Source organism: Stenotrophomonas sp. yr243 (assembly GCF_900184195.1).
In the GTDB taxonomy this organism is placed as follows: Bacteria; Pseudomonadota; Gammaproteobacteria; order Xanthomonadales; family Xanthomonadaceae; genus Stenotrophomonas; species Stenotrophomonas lactitubi.
On the sequence record NZ_FXWT01000002.1, the window covers coordinates 1166450 to 1183953 of the forward strand.

Below are 17504 nucleotides of genomic sequence, written 5' to 3' on the forward strand. Positions count from 1 at the left end.
GGGGTCGGATCCCTTCCTCAGGAAGGGCTCTGACCCCATGACGCTGCACGAGGGTCGGACGCCGCAAGGCCTCCGGCCTTTTTTCTTTCAGCCGATCTGCCGCCACTGCCCCGGCTGCAGGTCATCCAGCCGGTACGGCCCCATGGCAGCGCGTACCAGGCGCAGCGTCGGCAGGTTCACGGCCGCGGTCATCCGCCGCACCTGACGGTTGCGTCCCTCGCGGATCGTGATCGCCAACCAGCTGTCGGGCACCGTCTTGCGGAAGCGCACCGGTGGATCGCGGGGCCACAGGTCAGGCGCGGGGTCGAGGCGCTCGATCTTCGCCGGCAGCGTCGGACCATCATTGAGCACCACGCCATCACGCAGCTGCTGCAGCTGCTCGTCGCTGGGCGTGCCTTCCACCTGCACCCAGTAGAGCTTGTCCGCCTTGTGCTTCGGGTCGGTCAGCTTGTGCGCCAACGTGCCGTTGTCGGTCAGCAGCAGCAGGCCTTCGCTGTCATGGTCGAGGCGGCCGGCGGCGTAGACGCGCGGCGGCAATCCAAAACCCGCGAGGGTCGGCCGCGGCGGCACGCTGCGGTCGGTGAACTGGCAGAGCACGTTGAACGGCTTGTTGAAGGCAATCAGCATCGCGGGGACGACAGGCGGCGGGTAAGGCATTGTCCCACGCCGCGCGTCGTGCAACCGACCTGTAGAGCCGAGCCCATGCTCGGCTGCTGTTGCGTTCCGTCGCGCTGTGCGCGATGAGCCGAGCATGGGCTCGGCTCTACAGCGGGGAATCCGCGCTGGCAGTACGACGTGCCGGCTTACGGCTTCACGAAACGCAGGGTCATGCGGTCGCTTTCACCGATGGCCTGGTACTTGGCGTCGTCCGCCTTGTCATGCTGGTTGGTCGGCGGCAGGGTCCAGACGCCATTCGGATGATCCTTGGTATCACGCGGGTTGGCATTGACCTCGGTACGCGCATCCAGCTTGAAACCGGCGGCCTCGGCCATCGCGATCACCTGCTGCTGGCCCACATAGCCGGTGTCGTCAGCGTCGGCCACGTCGGCCTTGGCGCGGTGCTCGACCACGCCGAGCACGCCGCCCGGCTTGAGCACGTTGAAGAAGCCCTGGAACATGCCCTGCGCCTGGCCGGCCTTGCGCCAGTTGTGCACGTTGCGGAAGGTCAGCACCACATCGGCCGAGTTGGCCGCGCCGAACACCGGCTTGGCCGGGTCGTAGGCGACCACGGCGGTCTTGTCGAACTGTGCCGGTGCGGCGGCGTACTTCTTTTCCAGGCTGTCGCGGCTGCGCTGCTGGTAGTCGCGGCCGCGGCCTTCCGCCACGGCCTGCGGATCGACCACCGCAGCGATGTAATGCCCCTTGTCGCGCAGCAGCGGCGCCAGGATTTCCGAGTACCAGCCATTGCCGGGCGTGATCTCGATGACGGTCTTCTCCGGCGCCACGCCAAAGAAGCCCAGCGTCTGCGCAGGATGACGGAAACCGTCGCGCTTGACGTTGGCCGGGTCGCGGGTAGAGGCCTTCACCGCCGCATCGATCGCCGGCGACACCTGGATCTTTGCCGGTGCGACCGTGGCCGGTGCAGCGAATGCGGGAACGGCGACCAGCAGCGCCGAGGCAAGCAGCACGCGGCAACCACGCAGGGATGAGGCAGCAATCATCGGGGCGACTCCAGCGGAAGATGCGGCGAGACTAGCAGCCGCCGCGCCACAGGTGTTCACAAAATGTTAGCCGCATGCGCGTCGCGGAACACAGTTTTGTGGCCAGCGCCGCAGCGCGGTCACACATCGCGCTCTATCCTGAAGGACTTCCCCCAAGGAGTCCGTGCCCATGACGGCAATCCGCGAACTGGGCCGTTCCGGCCTGCATGTAGCTCCGCTCGCCTTCGGTGGCAACGTATTCGGCTGGAGCGCCGATGAGAAGGCCAGCTTCGCCCTGCTGGATGCCTTCGTCGATGCCGGCTTCAACCTGGTCGACACCGCCGATGTGTACTCGGCGTGGGTGCCGGGCAACCAGGGTGGCGAGTCGGAGACGCTGCTCGGCAAGTGGTTCGCGCGCAGCGGCAAGCGCGACAAGGTGGTGCTGGCGACCAAGGTGGCCAAGTGGGCCGAGCGGCCCGGCCTCACCCCGGACAACATCAATGCGGCCGTCGAAGATTCGCTGCGTAGGCTGCAGACCGATGTGATCGATCTGTACCAGGCCCACGAGGACGATGAATCCACGCCGCTGGAAGCCACCCTGGCTGCGTTCGGTCGCCTGATCGAGGCAGGCAAGGTGCGCGCGATCGGCGCGTCCAACTACAGCGCCACGCGCCTGGCCGAAGCACTGAAGGTGTCCACCGACTACAAGCTGCCGCGTTACGAAACCCTGCAGCCGGAGTACAACCTGTACGACCGCGCCGGCTATGAGAAGGAACTGGAACCGCTGGTGCAGCGCGAGCAGATCGGGGTGATCAATTACTACGCACTGGCCAGTGGCTTCCTCAGTGGCAAGTACCGCACGCCCGACGATGCCAGCAAGAGCAGCGCGCGCGGCGCCACCGTGGTCAAGCGCTATCTGAACCCGCGCGGCCTGCGCATCCTGCAGGCGCTGGATGATGTGGCCAGCAAGCACAACGCCACTGCCGCGCAGATCGCGCTGGCCTGGCAGATTGCACGGCCATCGATCACCGCACCGATTGTCAGCGCCACCAGCGTGGAACAGCTGCACGACCTGCTGGCGGCGGCGAACGTCGCGTTGAGCGTGCAGGACGTGGCGCAGCTGGATGCGGCCAGCGTGGAAGGGTGAGGATGGACGGTGCCGACCAACGTCGGCACCGTTCAGTAGATCCACGCCACGCGTGGATGCAGTAGCTCAACGCGGCAGGCTGTCTTCGCCGACCAGCGCATGGTGCACGCCGATACCCGCGCGCACGCCTTCGGCCATGGCCAGGGTGATGTTGCCTACCGTGGTCGCATCACCGGCCGCATGGACGTTCGGCACCGAGGTCTGTTTCATCATGTCCACCTCGATCAGCACGCCCAGCGGACTCTCCACCAACGCGCAGCCCAGTTGCTGCACCAGCGGCGTGGCCATCGCCTGCCCGGCAGGCACGAACAGCGCACGCTGGGCGATGCGCCGGCCATCGGCCAGCTCGACCTCCAGCCAGGTGGGCTGTTCGCCGTGCACGCCGACCACCGGCGTGGTTTCGATCTGCACGCTGCGCTGCTGCATGGCGGCCAGTTCCTCGTCGCTGATCGGCAGGCCCTGGCTGAAGAAGGTGACGTTGCCCCAATCGGCGAACAACGGCGCCTTGCCGGCCGACATCGGATGGCCGCCGAGCAGGCCGATCGAACCGCCGCCCACTTCGTAACCATGGCAGTACGGGCAGTGCAGCACGGTGCTGCCCCAGCGCTCGGCCATACCGGGCAGTTCGGGCAGCTGGTCGGCGATGCCGGTGGCCAGCAGCAGCTTGCGCGCGGTCAGCACCTGGCCGTCGGCGGTATGCACCTCCACACCCTCGGCGCCGGCCGTGGCCCGCACGGCTTCGGCATTCAGCCAACGCACGGTCGGGTAGTCCAGCAACTGCTGGCGTGCGTTCTTCAGCAATTCGGCGCCACTGATGCCGTCCATGCCCAGTACGCCGTGCGAATGGCTGGCAAAGCGGTTGCGCGGCGAACCCGCGTCGATGATCGTGACCGGCCGACGCGCACGCGCCAGGATCAGACCGGCGGCGATGCCGGCGTAGCTGCCGCCGACGATGAGGACATCAGGATTCATGGTGAGCTTCCAGGGAACGGTGATGGGCAAGATGGCGGGCGAAGTCGGCGCCAAGCTGGTCGAGGGTGGTTGCCTGCAGCCGCCGCTCGAGCAGGCGCTGCGCTTCGCGGGCGCTCTCCAGCAGGGCCTGGTTGACCAGCTGCTGGATCGGGCAGCCGCCCATGCCTTCGCGGGTACCGACCTGGACCATCGGCGGCGCGCCGATGGCCTGGTAGACGTCGTGCAGGGTGATCGTCGCCGCATCGCGGGCGAGCTGGCTGCCGCCACCGTGGCCGCGCGTGCTGCGGACCAGGCCGGCCTTGTGCATCTGCGCCAGCAGGCGGCGGATCACCACCGGATGGGTCGGCAGGCAGGTGGCCAGCTGTTCGGAGGTTCGCGGCCCGGGCTGGCCGACCAGATGGGCCATCACGTGCAGGGCGTCGGAGAGCGGATTCGCGGATTTCATGTAACTACGATAGTTACATTTAAACCAGCTGTCGAGGGTCTGCTTTCGTTCCATATGGACACATTTGTCCTATGAAACACATTCTTCACATCGTTAAACAGAACGGGAATGTGACACGCATCGCACTTCAGAGCCATCAAGGACGGTCGATACCGCATCGCACCCCTTCCGAGATTCCGTCCCATGAAAGCCTCTTCCCATGCGCCGCGGCTGCAGTCGAAGCTGCTCGGTGCCGTTTCTGTTGGTCTGGCCGTTGTCCTGTTGTGCGCCCTGGCGGGCCTGGCGTCTGCCTGGTTGAAGCTGTCCACCGAAGTGCCCCCGGAGGTCGCCCACAGCCGCGACGCCGAGCGCCTGCAGCGTGAGTTCCGCGGGCAGGTGCAGGAATGGAAGAACGTGCTGCTGCGTGGCCACGATGACGCGTTGCGCCAGCACCACCTGCAGGCCTTCGACAGCGAAGGCCGCCTCGTTGCCGAACTGGCCAAAGGCCTGGCCGCCAGCCCCGATGCACGCACCCGGGAACTGGCTCAAGCGTTTTCCGGCCTGCACGCACAGTTGCAGCTGGACTACCACGCGGCACTGCAGGCCTTCGCTGACGCCGGCTACGATCCTGCGGCCGGCGATTCGCTGGTGCGTGGCAAAGATCGTCCGGTGGCGACCGCGCTGGATGCGCTGGGTACGCAGGCCACTCAGGTGGCCGAAGCCGCGGTGACCGCGCGTTCGCAGCAGGCACGGCAGACGCTGCTGCTGTGCGCCGCGCTGACCATTGGCGCGGCCGTGCTGCTGTTGATCGGCCTGGGCTGGTGGCTGCGGCATGCCGTGGTGCAGCCGGTGCTGGCGGTGGAAGCGGCCGCGCGTGCGGTCGCTGCCGGCGATCTCGACTACAAGGTGCAGGTACGCAGCCGCGACGAGATCGGTCGCCTGGCGCAGGCGATGCAGGCCGTGCAGAGCACCGTGCGCGGCGTGCTCGACGCGCAGACCGCGATGGCCAAGGCACATGATGCCGGCACGATCAGCCACCGCATGGACAGCAGCGCCTTCCCCGGCGCCTACGGCACGATGGTGGCCGATACCAACACCCTGGTCGATGCGCACATCCAGGTGAAGATGCGCGCGATCGCGATCATGGGCCGCTATGCGGTGGGCGACCTCAGCCTGGACATGGAGCGTCTGCCGGGCGAAAAGGCGGTGATCACCCAGGCACTGGATGCGGTCAAATCCAACCTCGGCGCGATCAACAGCGAGATTCGTCACCTGGCCGAAGCCGCTGCCGCAGGCGACTTCAGCCAGCGCGGCGACAGCGCGCGCTTCGAGCATGATTTCCGCGCGATGGTCGATGGCCTGAACCGATTGATGCAGACCACCGAACACAACCTCGGCGACGTCTCGACGATGCTGCGTGCCATTGCCGATGGTCGCCTGGGTGCACGCATGCACGGCGATTTCCAGGGCGTGTTCGCCCGCATTGCCGGCGATGCCAACACCACGGCGGCACAGCTGGCCACGATCGTCACCGACATCAAGCACGCCTCGGGCAACATCCACACCGCCGCCGCCGAGATTGCCGCCGGCAACAACGACCTGTCGCGCCGCACCGAACAGCAGGCGGCGAACCTGGAAGAAACCGCCGCGTCGATGGAGGAACTGACCTCCACCGTGCGCCAGAACGCCGAGCATGCGCGGCAGGCGAACCAGCTGGCGATCGGTGCACACAGCGTGGCCTCGCACGGCGGTGAAGTGGTCGGCCAGGTGGTGGCGACGATGGATGCGATCGAAGGCTCCTCGCGGCAGATCGCCGACATCATCAGCGTGATCGACGGCATCGCATTCCAGACCAACATCCTGGCGTTGAATGCGGCGGTGGAAGCGGCGCGTGCCGGCGAGCAGGGCCGCGGCTTCGCGGTGGTCGCCAGTGAAGTGCGCACGCTCGCACAGCGGTCGGCGGCAGCGGCCAAGGAAATCAAATCGCTGATCGAGGCGTCGGTGGAACAGGTGGGCCACGGTGCGCTGCGTGTGCGCCAGGCCGGCGACACCATGGCCGAGATCGTCGCTTCGGTGCAGCGCGTGACCGACATCATGGCCGAGATCTCCGCTGCTTCGCAGGAGCAGTCGGCCGGCATCGAGCAGGTCAGCCAGACCATCATCCAGATGGACGGCACCACCCAGCAGAATGCCGCGCTGGTGGAAGAAGCGAGTGCGGCGGCGCGCAGCCTGGAACAGCAGGCGAACCGGTTGATCGACTCGGTGGATGTGTTCGATCTGTCGACCACGGCGGCGGCGAAGGGTGCCTTGGCGCGCGCGGCTTGATTCTTTGCAGGCAGCCGAGCATGGGCTCGGCCCTACACCGGGCCGTCGATCGTTCCGGGCTCTGTAGAGCCGAGCCTACGCTCGGCTCACATCAGCGGAGATAATCCGATGCGGCCATCGCTTCACCCAGGTAATCCAGGAACGAGCTGATCCGTGCCGATACGGCCGTGTTGCGGTAGTACACCGCGTGGATCGGCTGATACACGTCCAGCGTCTGTGCGGCCAGCACAGGTACCAACGTGCCGGCCGCACGATCGCGTTCGGTCACGAAGTCGGACAGGCAGGTGATGCCCACGCCCTCCACCGCCAGCGTGCGCAGCGTCTCGCCGCTGGATACCGCGATATCCGGGCGCACCAGCAACTGCCCGTCGGCATCGCCCGGCAGCGGCCAGCGGTTCAGCGATTCCGGTTCGTTGAAGCTGAGCAGCGTGTGCTGGCCCAGCGCCGCCACGCTGGCCGGCTCGCCGTGCACGGCCAGATAGCCCGGGCTGGCCAGCACCTGCAGCCGGCAGCGTCCCAGCGGCCGTGCATGCAGCGTGGAATCAGCCAGCGGGCCGATGCGGATCGCCAGGTCGGTACGCCGTTCCAGCAGGTCGATGTAGCGCTCGGAACTGTTCAACTCCAGCTGCACGTCCGGATAGCGCGCGCGGTAGCCGGCCACCAACGGCGCGATCACGTGCAGCACGAACGGCATCGCCGCATCCACCCGCAGCCGGCCAGCCGGACGCTCGCGGCGCGCCGCCATCTGTTCCTCGGCTGATTCCACCGCATCGATGATCGCCCGCGCATGACGCAGGTAGGCCTCGCCCTCGGCGGTCAGGTGCAGGCGGCGGGTGGTACGGGTCAGCAGGGTGGTACCCAGCTTGTCCTCCAGCCGGCCCAGCGCGCGGCTCACGCCTGAAGGCGTCTGCCCCAGCTGCTCGGCAGCCGCGCTGATCGAACCGCTGTCGATCACCGAGAGGAAGGCCTGCATTTCGTCGAGGGTGGTTTTCATGACGCCATTATTGACCACCAGGCAAGAGTGATTGGCGTGAAGACCGGTTTTTCGGCAAAGGTCGGCCGCGCACACTGCGCCCCTTCCTTCGCTCTGGACACTGTCATGATCCGTGGCATTCCGCTCGCCCTGCTGGCGCTGACCCTCGGCGCCTTCGCCATCGGCACCACCGAGTTCGTCATCGTCGGCCTGATCCCGACCATCGCCGCCGACCTGCAGGTCAGCCTGCCGTCGGCCGGCCTGCTGGTCTCCCTGTATGCGCTCGGCGTGGCCGTCGGCGCACCGGTGCTGACCGCACTCACCGGCCGTGTGCCGCGCAAGACCCTGCTGGTCGCGCTGATGGTGCTGTTCACCCTCGGCAACGTCATCGCGTGGATGGCACCGGGTTACACCTCGCTGATCGTCGCCCGCATCCTCACCGGCCTGGCCCACGGGGTGTTCTTCTCCATCGGCTCGATCATCGCCACCGCCGTGGTGCCGAAGGAGAAGGCCGCCAGTGCCATCGCCATCATGTTCACCGGCCTGACCGTGGCGCTGGTGACCGGCGTACCGCTGGGTACCTTCATCGGCCAGCACCTGGGCTGGCGCGCCACGTTCCTGGCCGTGGCCGGGCTGGGCGTGATCGCGCTGCTGGGCGCCCTGCTGTTCGTGCCGCGCGGCCTGGCACAGAGCGCGCCGGCCACCTTCCGCCAGCAGCTGGGCGTGCTTGCGCAGCCGCGTCTGCTGATGGTCTACGCCATCACCGCACTCGGATACGGCGGCACCTTCCTGTCCTTCACCTACCTGACGCCGATCCTGCAGGACGTCACCGGCTTCTCGGCCAACGCGGTCAGCCTGGTGCTGCTGGTGTATGGCGTGTCGGTTGCGATCGGCAACCTGTGGGGCGGCCGCATGGCCGACCGCATGGGCCCGGTGCCCGCGCTGAAGCGCATCTTCGCGCTGCTGGCCGTGGTGCTGCTGGTCATGACCTTCACCGCCCACAACACCTGGTTGATGCTGCTGACCGTACTGGCACTGGGCGCAGTAGCGTTCGGCAACGTGCCCGGCCTGCAGGTGTATGTGGTCAAGCAGGCACAGCGCTACGCACCGCAGGCCACCGATGTGGCCTCGGGCCTGAACATCGCCGCCTTCAACATCGGCATCGCGCTGGGTGCATCGCTGGGCGGCCTGGTGGTCGAACACATCGGCCTGATGCACACACCGTGGCTGGGCGCACTGGTGGTGGTCGGCGCGTATGGCCTGACCGTGCTGAGTGGCCGCCTGGACCGTCGCGACGGCATCGATGATCGCGCCGAGGGCATCACGGTGGCGGCGCATTGATGAGCGCAATGCACCGTTGCCGGCATGCACACGGCCCCTGCCCTACCCTTTGTGATCACCTCCTTCCCCCGCTTTGGAGTTCCCCATGACTGTTCCCGCTTTTGGTCTCGGCACCTTCCGCCTGAAAGACCAGACCGTGATCGACTCGGTGCGCAACGCACTGGACGTCGGCTACCGCGCCATCGACACCGCGCAGATCTACGGCAACGAAGCCGAGGTCGGCCAGGCCATCGCCGAATCCAGCGTGCCGCGTGACGAGATCTACCTGACCACCAAGGTATGGATCACCGAGTTCAAGCGCGATGCACTGCTGGCGAGCCTGCGCACCAGCCTGGAAAAGCTGCGCACCGACCATGTCGACCTGGCGTTGATCCACTGGCCGTCGCCGAATGACAAGGTCGATACGCCGATGGAGGAGTACCTGGCCGCGCTGGCTGAAGCCAAGGCACAAGGGCTGACCCGCGAGATTGGCATCTCCAACTTCACCATCGCCCAGACCCGCAAGGCGATTGAAATCCTCGGTGCCGATGCCATCGCAACCAACCAGGTCGAGATCCATCCGTACCTGCAGAACCGCCTGCTGGTGAAGTTCCTGCAGGACAACGGCATCCGCGTCACCGCGTACATGAGCCTGGCCTATGGCGAGGTCATCAAGGACCCGGTGATCCAGGCCATCGCCGGCCGCCACCAGGCCAGCCCGGCGCAGATCGCGCTGGCGTGGGCGCTGCAGCAGGACTACGCTGTCATCCCGTCGTCGACCAAGCGCGAGAACCTGGCCAGCAACCTGGAAGCGGCAGCGATCCGCCTGACCGAGGACGACATGGCGCAGATCGCCAAGCTGGACCGCGGCCATCGCCTGGCCAACCCGGAAGGCATTGCGCCGGCCTGGGATTGATCCCAGCGTCGGGCACGGGCAGGTTTTGGTAGATGCCGACCTTGGTCGGCGCTTACCTCTCGTCGATCAATGAAACACCGTGCCGACCAAGGTCGGCACCTACCAGAAGCGTAGGTTCAATCCTGGCCCTGCAACAACCACGCCCGCATCGCCGCACTGACTTCATCCGGCTTTTCCATCGGTGCCAGATGCCCGCAATCGGGCACCACCACCAGCTGCGAATGCGGCACCAGCGCGTGCATTTCCTCGCTCACCGCCAACGGCGTGATGCGGTCGTTTGCACCACAGACGATCAGCAGCGGATCGCGGTAGCCGGCCAGCACGTCGTGGCCGTCACTCCGTTCCAGCGCGCTCTGCCGCAGGAATACCTCCGCACCCAATCGCGCGGTCATGTCGCGCACGCGCTGCACCAGCACGTAGTCGTCCAGCCGCGAGGCATCGATGTAGCTGCGCATCAGCACATCGCCAAAGCCATGGAATTTCCCGGGCAGACGCACGCTGGCACGCTGGCTGCGCCGCTGTTCGGCACGTTCGGGAGAGTCGGCATGGATCGAGGTATCGATCAGGGCCAGCTGCAGCACGCGCTCCGGCGCGATGCGCAGGATCTGCTGGGCGACGAAGCCGCCCAGTGAGAAACCGGCCAGCGCGAAACGCGGGGGCGCCTGCGCCAGCACGTCCTCGACCACCGCCTGCAGGGTCTCGCCCCGGGTCTGGTCGCCCACGGTGCAGTCGGCGATATCGGCCAGGTCGGCCAGCTGCGCGCGCCAGAGTTCGGCATCGTTGAGCAGGCCGGGGAGCAGCAGCAGGGGAATGCGGTCGGTCATGGCGGTATTGTGGCGCCTTCAAACCCACAAGACGACCAGACACCCATGGCCGATCCCTACAACAGTGGCACTCCCACCACCTCTGCAGCGCGCTTCGATGATTCGATGGTGACCACCGCCTTCGAGCTGCCCGGCTACCGCATCGCGCGCAACCTCGGCGTGGTACGCGGCATCACCGTGCGCTCGCGCTCGATCGTGGGCAACTTCCTCGGCGGCATCCAGACGATCTTCGGTGGCAACATCACCATCTACACCGAGCTGTGCGAGCAGGCGCGCGAGGAAACCTACCGCGACATGGTCAAGCATGCGCGGCAGCTGGGTGCCAACGCGGTCATCGGCATGCGCTACGACGCCACCGATGTGATGACCGGGCTGACCGAAGTGCTGTGCTATGGCACGGCGGTGGTGGTCGAGCCGCTGCGTTGAATCCGATGTTCCGCCGGGCATGGCCCGGCGCTACCGTCAGGGTGACGGTCACGCCACCGGCGGCACTTCGGGCACTTCCACCTGCTGCACCGGCAACGTCACCATCATCACCGTCGGGTCGTCCGGGTCCAGCCGGGTCTTGAAGCCCAGGCTCTGGCACATCGCCAGCATGGTGCTGTTCTCGCGCAGCACCTGGCCTTCCACCACGTCCAGGCCCAGCCACTTGGCGTACTCGATCATGATCGCCATCAGGCGCCAGCCGATGCCATGGCCCTTCAGGTCCGAGCGGATCAGGATGCCGTACTCGCCGCGGTGATAGTCCGCATCGGCATGCAGTCGCACCGCACCCAGCATCTCGCCGCTGCGCGGTTCAATGGCCACCAATGCGATCGAGCGCGCGTAGTCCAGCTGGGTCAGGCGGGCGATGAACTCGTGGCTGAAGTGCTTGACCGACTGGAAGAAGCGCAGGCGCAGATCCTCGTCACTGACGCGCGCGAAGAACGCGCGGAACAATGCGTCATCTTCCGGCCGCACCGGGCGTACGAACGCGCGACCGCCATCGGACAGTTCGATGGTGCGCTCCCATTCCTTCGGATACGGGAACACGGCGAAGCGCGGATGGCCGCGTCCCTTGTGCAGGATGCGCGACGGGGCCACCGCCACGCGTGCGTCCAGCGCCAGGATGCCCTTGCTGTCGACCAGCAGCGGGTTGATGTCCAGCGTGCGCACTTCGGGAATGTCTGCTGCCAGCTGCGCCAGCTTGACCAGCGCCAACGCCAGCGCGCGCTCGTCGGCTGCTGGCACATCGCCGTAGGCCTTGAGGATGCGCGAGGCCCGGGTCTGGCCGATCAGCTCGTGGGCCAGGCGCAGGTCCAGCGGTGGCAGTGCCAAGGCCTTGTCATTGATGACTTCCACCGCCGTGCCACCACGTCCGACCACGATCACCGGGCCGAACGTGGCGTCGTCGGCGATGCCGACGATGAGCTCGCGTGCCTTCGGGCGGACGATGGTCGGCTGCACCAGCAGACCGTCGATGCGCGCGTCCGGCCGCAGTTGCCGCGCGCGGGCAAGGATCGCCTTGGCCGCGCTCTGCACCGCAGGCAGCGTCGCCAGATTCAGGCGCACGCCATCCACTTCGGATTTGTGCGGAATATCGGGTGACAGGATCTTCAGTGCGACGGTCGCACCACGCTCCAGCAGCGGTTGCGCCAGGTCCATCGCCTCGTGCGCATCACGCGCGTGCATCACCGGTGCAGAGGGAATGCCGTAGGCCTTCAGCAGTTCATGGGTGGCCAGCGGATCCAGCCAGCCTTGACCGTTGGCCAGCGCGGCCTCGACCAGCGCGCGTGCACGCACGGTGTCCACGCTGAAGTCCTGCGGCAGGCTGGGCGGCGTTTCCATCAACGCGTTCTGTGCTTCGCGGTAACGCACCAGATGCTGGAAACCGCGCACGGCCTCGGCTTCGGTGGGATAGGTCGGCACGCGTGCCGCATTGAGGGTGGCGGTGGCCTGGTCGTCGTTGCCCAGCCACACCGCGAACACCGGCTTGTCACGGTGATGGCGCGGGCGCAGGCCGAGCGTGCGGGTCAGCGCCTGCGCGGCGTCGGCCGAGGAGGTGAACGCCGTGGGCACGTTGACCACCAGCACCGCGTCGTTCTCGTTGTCGGCCAGCAGCGCCTCGATGGCCGTGGCATAACGATCGCCATCGGCGTCGACCACGATGTCGACCGGGTTGCTGCGCGACCAGCCCTGCGGCAGTACCGCATCGAGCTTCTGTACGGTGCTGTCGGACAGTTGCGCCAACGTGCCATGCAGGGCGATCAACTGGTCCACCGCCAGGTGGCCGACACCGCCGCCGTTGCTGAGGATGGCCAGGCGACGCCCGGGGAAGGTGCCGAGGCGACCCAACGATTCGGCCGCGGTGAACAGTTCGTCCAGCGCGCTCACCCGCAGCAGGCCGGCACGGTTGAATGCCGCGCCGTAGACATCATCGGCGCGCGCCAGTGCCTGCACGTGGGTATCGGCGCTGCCCGGCTGCACCCGTTCGGCGCGGCCGGACTTCACCACCACCACCGGCTTGGCACGCGCAGCGGCACGTGCGGCCGACATGAACTTGCGGGCGTCCTTGATCTGCTCGACATAGAGCAGGATGGCGCGGGTGCGGTAGTCGGTGGCGAAATAGTCCAGCAGGTCGCCGAAGTCCACGTCCATGGTGTCGCCCAGCGAGACCACGGCGGAGAACCCCACCGAACGTGCCACGCCCCACTCCACCAGGGCGGCGGCGATCGCTGAGGATTCGGAAATCAGCGCGAGGTCGCCGGCCTGCGGGAAATGCGCGGCGATGCTGGCATTGAGCCGTGCATGCGGTGCGATCACGCCCAGGCAGTGCGGACCTAGGATGCGCAGGCCGTGCGCGCGCGCGGCGGCCTCCACCTGTGCCCACGGCGAACCCGGACCCTCACCCAGATGCGCGGTGAGGATGATCGCGGCCTGCACGCCGCGTTCGGCAGCGGTGCGTACCACCTGCGGCACGATCGCCGCCGGCGCGGTGATCACTACCAGTTCCGGCACCCAGTCCAGGTCCTTCAACCGCTTTACCGTGCGGATGCCATCGATCTCGGCGTGGCGCGGGTTGATCCATGCCACCTTGCCGGGGAAGCCGGTGCCACGCAGGTTGCGCATCACTGCGCGGCCGGCCGAGCGCTCACGCGGGCTGCCGCCGATCACCGCGACCGACTGCGGACGGAACACGGACTGCAGATGGTAGGTACTCATGTGCCTACGGTACACGGACCGGCGCTGCGGCGGCATGATCGTGCGCAGGAACCTGGCACAGCATCCACGCATGGCGTGGATCTACTACGGCGGCCAGGACCAGTAGATCCACGCCATGCGTGGATGACGCACCCGTTACAGCAGGGTGCCGTGCAGGATCATCGCGGCGATGCTGAAATAGATCACCAGGCCGGTCACATCCACCAGGGTGGCGACGAACGGGGCCGAGGCGCTGGCCGGGTCAAAGCCCAGCCGCTTGAGGATGAAGGGCAGCATCGACCCGGACAGCGAGCCGAAGGTAACGATGCCCACCAGCGCAGCGCCGATGGTGATCGCCAGCAGGATCCAGTGCTCGCCGTAGTCATGGAAGCCACCGAGCTGCCAGATCACGATGCGCACGATGGCCAGGCAGCCGAGGATGGCACCGAGCACCATGCCGGTGGGCACTTCGCGCAGGGCCACTTTCCACCAGTCACGCAGGCGCAGCTCACGCAGGGCCAGGCTGCGGATCAGCAGCGAGGTCGCCTGCGAACCGGAGTTGCCGCCCGAGCTCATGATCAACGGAATGAACAGGGTCAGCACCACTGCGCGGGCCAGTTCATCCTCGTAGTGCTGCATCGCGCTGGCGGTCAGCATCTCGCCCACGAACAGCACGCTCAACCAGCCGGCACGCTTGCGCAGCATCTCGAAGAAGCCGATCTGCATGTACGGCTTGTCCAATGCTTCCATGCCGCCGAACTTGTGCGCGTCTTCGGTGGACTCTTCGATCAGCGCATCGAGGATGTCATCAACGGTGACGATGCCGAGCATGTGCTGCTGCGCGTCCACCACCGGGATCGCCAGCAGATCGTGGCGGCGAATCAGTCGTGCCACGTCTTCCTGGTCCATCTGCGCATCCACCATCACCGGCGGATTGACCTGGGCCACGTCCAGGATCGATTCCTCCGGCAGGCCGGTGATCAGCCGGCGCATGGTCACCACCTGCTGCAGCTGCTGGTTGCCCGGGTCGAGGACGTAGATTGCATACACGGTCTCGCGCGTGCGCTCGACCTGGCGGATGTGCTGCAGGGTCTGGGCCACGGTCCAGGTGGCGGGCACGGCGACGAACTCGGTGGTCATCAGCGCGCCGGCGGTGTTCGGCGGGTAGCTCAGCAGCTTCTGGATGGTCTGCCGGGCTTCGTTGCCCAGCAGCGGAATCAGGCGCGCGCGTTCTTCTTCATCCAGCTCGTGGACGATGTCGGTGGCACGGTCGTCGGCCATCAACCCCAGCAGCGCCGCGGCGCGTGCCGGAGGCAGCGCGGCAACCAGTTTGCCACTGCGGTGCAGCTCCGGCGCCTCCAGCATCTTCACCGCACGTGGCAACGACAGCGCGGCCAGCGTCTCGGCGGCGCGCTCCAGTTCAAGCGTGTTGAGGAATTCCACCGCGTCGGCGGTGTTGTAGTTCGCCAGCGGTGCCGACAATGCTGCGGCATCGGCCACCGGACGCAGCAATTGCTTCTGGTTCATGGTGATTCGCCTTCATGGGGTGCGACATCGCGCAACGCCAACGCAGGCAAACCGTCCCGATGTCAGGCGGTGGCCATCGCTGGCGTCGACCGAGGTCGACTTCTACTGTCGCTGGACATGGGTTGGGGACTCTGGAGGGGTGTACTGACGGGCATGCCGGCAGCGGCGGGCAGTCTGGACCTGCGGTCGATGCAGGTCAACCCGCGGCCGGTGACCGGGCAAGGGGCCGACTGCCGTTCTCGTGCGTACACAGCCGCGCGCGCATAATGGCCAGGTGGCATCCGCCGCGCTTCCCCCCGCCGAATGGACGCACAGCCGGCCTCCCGATGACCAGGTATTCCCATGCATAGCGGTGGTCTGGAACTGGCATTGGTGCTGCTGCTGGCCGCGGTGATCGCGGTGCCGGTGTTCAAGAAATTCGGCTTCGGCGCGGTGCTGGGCTACCTGGCGGCCGGCGTGGTGCTGGGGCCGGATGGCCTCGGCTTCGTACAGGACGCCGACCGCATCCTCGGCGCGGCGGAGATCGGCGTGGTCATGCTGCTGTTCGTGATCGGGCTGGAGCTGTCCCCTGCCCGGCTGAAGGTGATGCGGCGCTCGGTGTTCGGTGCGGGCGCGGCGCAGGTGGCGCTGTCCGGGCTGGTGCTGGGTGGCCTGCTGCTGCTCGATCACTTCCAGTGGAAGAGCGCGCTGGTGGTGGGCGTGGCGCTGGCGCTGTCGTCGACCGCGGTCGGCCTGCAGCTGTTGTCCGAGCACAAGGCGATCAACAGTGACCATGGCCGGCTGGGGTTTGCCATCCTGCTGTTCCAGGACCTGATCGCCATTCCGCTGCTGGCCGCGATTCCGCTGCTGGGTGGGGCCAAGAACGAGACGCTGCGCTGGGAAGATGCGGCCGTCGCGCTGGGCGCGCTGGCAGTGGTGATCCTGTTCGGGCGGCCGGTGCTTCGCCGCCTGTTCGGCATCATCGCGCGCACCCGCAGCCCGGAAGTGTTCACCGCCACCGCCTTGCTGGTGGTGCTGGGCACCGCCTGGTTCATGCAGGAAGCCGGCCTGAGCCCCAGCTTGGGAGCGTTCCTGGCCGGCGTGCTGCTGTCCGATTCGGAATTCCGGCACGAGCTGGAATCGCAGATCGAGCCGTTCAAGGGTTTGCTGCTGGGCCTGTTCTTCATCGCGGTGGGCATGGGCATCGACCTGGACCGTATCGCCGCCGAACCGTGGATGATCGCCGCGGGTGTGGCGATCCTGCTGGTGGTGAAGTTCAGCCTGCTGTACGCCATCGGCCGCATTGCCAAGCTCAGTTCCCGGCAGTCGCTGCTGCTGGGCAGCGTGTTGTGGCTGGGCGGCGAATTCGCCTTCGTGGTATTCAACGAAGCGCAGCGCGCGCACCTGCTGGGCAATGCCAACCATGACCGGCTGGTGGCGATCGTCGGTCTGTCGATGGCGATCACCCCGTTGCTGATGATCGCCCTGCTGCGCCTGCTCGGCCAGGAGAAGGCCGCGCCACGGCAGGCGGCGGAGGCCGACAAGGTGGCGCCGGACAATCGCCCGAAGGTGCTGATTGCCGGCATGGGCCGCTTCGGCCAGGTGATCGCGCGCCTGCTGACCGCGCAGAAGGTGCCGTTCGTGGCGCTGGAAGCGAACCCGGACACGGTGGCCGACCTGCGCCGCTTCGGCAACCAGCTGTACTACGGCGACCCGACCCGGCCGGAGATGCTGCGCGCCGCCGGTGGCGAGCACATCGACGTGTTCGTGATCACCGTGGACGACCCGGAAACCAACCTGCGCGCGGTGCGCATGGTGCGCCGCCTGTATCCGGACGCGACGGTGCTGGCACGCGCACGCAACCGCCAGCATGCGTGGCGGTTGATGGACATGTCGGCCGAACCGTTCCGCGAAGTGTTCGGTACCAGCCTGGAAATGAGCGGGCGCGTGCTGACCGCGCTTGGCGTGGCCCCGAACGTGGCCGAGCGCCATGTGCAGCAGTTCCGCGAACACGACGAGAAGCTGCTGCGCGACCAGTACCTGGTCTACGACGACGAGGCGGCGGTGATCCAGACCTCGCGTGATGCGCGCAACGACCTGATGCACCTGTTCGAAGCGGACGCGGAAAGCGACGACAAGTAGATCCACACCATGTGTGGATGCTTCTCTGTTTCGCCGCACGATCATCCACGCATGGCGTGGATCTACTGAAGGCATCCTGCCGACCAACGGTCGGCACCCACCAGGGGTAGGATCCCAGGGTATTGGGGTCAGAGC

The 17504-nt window shown here is 67.0% G+C and carries 14 protein-coding genes; 6 read left to right on the forward strand and 8 right to left on the reverse strand.

Annotated features, from left to right (window positions below; genetic code table 11):
* Positions 1-87: 87 nt before the first annotated feature.
* Both QOL57_RS12035 and QOL57_RS12040 read right to left on the reverse strand, forming a co-directional pair.
* Positions 88-627, reverse strand: coding sequence for a pseudouridine synthase (locus tag QOL57_RS12035; protein ID WP_089237700.1), 540 nt, complete (start codon positions 625-627; stop codon positions 88-90).
* Between the two features lie 176 nt (positions 628-803).
* The gene (locus QOL57_RS12040) at positions 804-1661 is read right to left on the reverse strand and encodes a class I SAM-dependent methyltransferase (protein ID WP_089237702.1); all 858 of its coding nucleotides are present in this window, start codon (positions 1659-1661) and stop codon (positions 804-806) included.
* Positions 1662-1830: 169 nt separating this feature from the next.
* On the opposite strand from QOL57_RS12040, the gene QOL57_RS12045 reads away from it, so the two are divergent.
* Positions 1831-2787 (forward strand): aldo/keto reductase, encoded by a 957-nt coding sequence (locus tag QOL57_RS12045; RefSeq protein ID WP_089237704.1) that lies wholly within the window; start codon positions 1831-1833, stop codon positions 2785-2787.
* A gap of 66 nt (positions 2788-2853) precedes the next feature.
* Here the strand turns inward: QOL57_RS12045 and QOL57_RS12050 are convergent, their stop codons facing one another.
* On the reverse strand, positions 2854-3759 hold the full coding sequence (locus QOL57_RS12050; RefSeq protein ID WP_089237706.1) for an NAD(P)/FAD-dependent oxidoreductase: 906 nt from the start codon (positions 3757-3759) through the stop codon (positions 2854-2856).
* A complete protein-coding gene (locus QOL57_RS12055; RefSeq protein WP_089237708.1) occupies positions 3749-4204 on the reverse strand; it encodes an Rrf2 family transcriptional regulator in 456 nt (151 codons plus the stop codon). The genes QOL57_RS12050 and QOL57_RS12055 overlap by 11 nt, the downstream gene beginning before the upstream one ends.
* Positions 4205-4387: 183 nt before the next feature.
* Between QOL57_RS12055 and QOL57_RS12060 the strand changes: the two genes are divergently transcribed.
* On the forward strand, positions 4388-6508 hold the full coding sequence (locus QOL57_RS12060) for a methyl-accepting chemotaxis protein (protein ID WP_089237710.1): 2121 nt from the start codon (positions 4388-4390) through the stop codon (positions 6506-6508).
* Between the two features lie 91 nt (positions 6509-6599).
* Here the strand turns inward: QOL57_RS12060 and QOL57_RS12065 are convergent, their stop codons facing one another.
* Entirely contained in the window at positions 6600-7502 is a 903-nt protein-coding gene (locus QOL57_RS12065; protein WP_089237712.1) for a LysR family transcriptional regulator, read from the reverse strand.
* Between the two features lie 105 nt (positions 7503-7607).
* Here QOL57_RS12065 and QOL57_RS12070 point away from each other — a divergent pair, with 105 nt between their 5' ends.
* Together QOL57_RS12070 and dkgB are read left to right on the forward strand one after the other, a co-directional pair.
* Complete coding sequence (locus QOL57_RS12070; protein ID WP_089237714.1) at positions 7608-8822, forward strand: MFS transporter; 1215 nt, start codon at positions 7608-7610, stop codon at positions 8820-8822.
* Positions 8823-8907: 85 nt separating this feature from the next.
* The gene (dkgB, locus tag QOL57_RS12075; protein ID WP_089237716.1) at positions 8908-9717 is read left to right on the forward strand and encodes a 2,5-didehydrogluconate reductase DkgB; all 810 of its coding nucleotides are present in this window, start codon (positions 8908-8910) and stop codon (positions 9715-9717) included.
* Between the two features lie 116 nt (positions 9718-9833).
* On the opposite strand, the gene QOL57_RS12080 is transcribed toward dkgB, so the two are convergent.
* Positions 9834-10541: an alpha/beta hydrolase gene (locus QOL57_RS12080; RefSeq protein WP_089237718.1), complete on the reverse strand. Its 708-nt coding sequence runs from the start codon at positions 10539-10541 to the stop codon at positions 9834-9836.
* Positions 10542-10586: 45 nt separating this feature from the next.
* On the opposite strand from QOL57_RS12080, the gene QOL57_RS12085 reads away from it, so the two are divergent.
* On the forward strand, positions 10587-10967 hold the full coding sequence (locus QOL57_RS12085; protein ID WP_089237720.1) for a YbjQ family protein: 381 nt from the start codon (positions 10587-10589) through the stop codon (positions 10965-10967).
* A 48-nt stretch (positions 10968-11015) separates the two neighbouring features.
* Here QOL57_RS12085 and QOL57_RS12090 read toward each other — a convergent pair whose 3' ends face one another.
* Together QOL57_RS12090 and mgtE are read right to left on the reverse strand one after the other, a co-directional pair.
* Complete coding sequence (locus QOL57_RS12090) at positions 11016-13742, reverse strand: bifunctional acetate--CoA ligase family protein/GNAT family N-acetyltransferase (RefSeq protein WP_089237723.1); 2727 nt, start codon at positions 13740-13742, stop codon at positions 11016-11018.
* A 135-nt stretch (positions 13743-13877) separates the two neighbouring features.
* A complete protein-coding gene (gene mgtE / locus QOL57_RS12095; protein ID WP_089237724.1) occupies positions 13878-15248 on the reverse strand; it encodes a magnesium transporter in 1371 nt (456 codons plus the stop codon).
* Positions 15249-15590: 342 nt separating this feature from the next.
* On the opposite strand from mgtE, the gene QOL57_RS12100 reads away from it, so the two are divergent.
* Positions 15591-17369 carry a monovalent cation:proton antiporter-2 (CPA2) family protein gene (locus tag QOL57_RS12100; protein WP_089237726.1) on the forward strand — a complete coding sequence of 593 codons (1779 nt, stop codon included), beginning with the start codon at positions 15591-15593 and terminating at the stop codon, positions 17367-17369.
* The last annotated feature ends 135 nt before the right edge of the window (positions 17370-17504 follow it).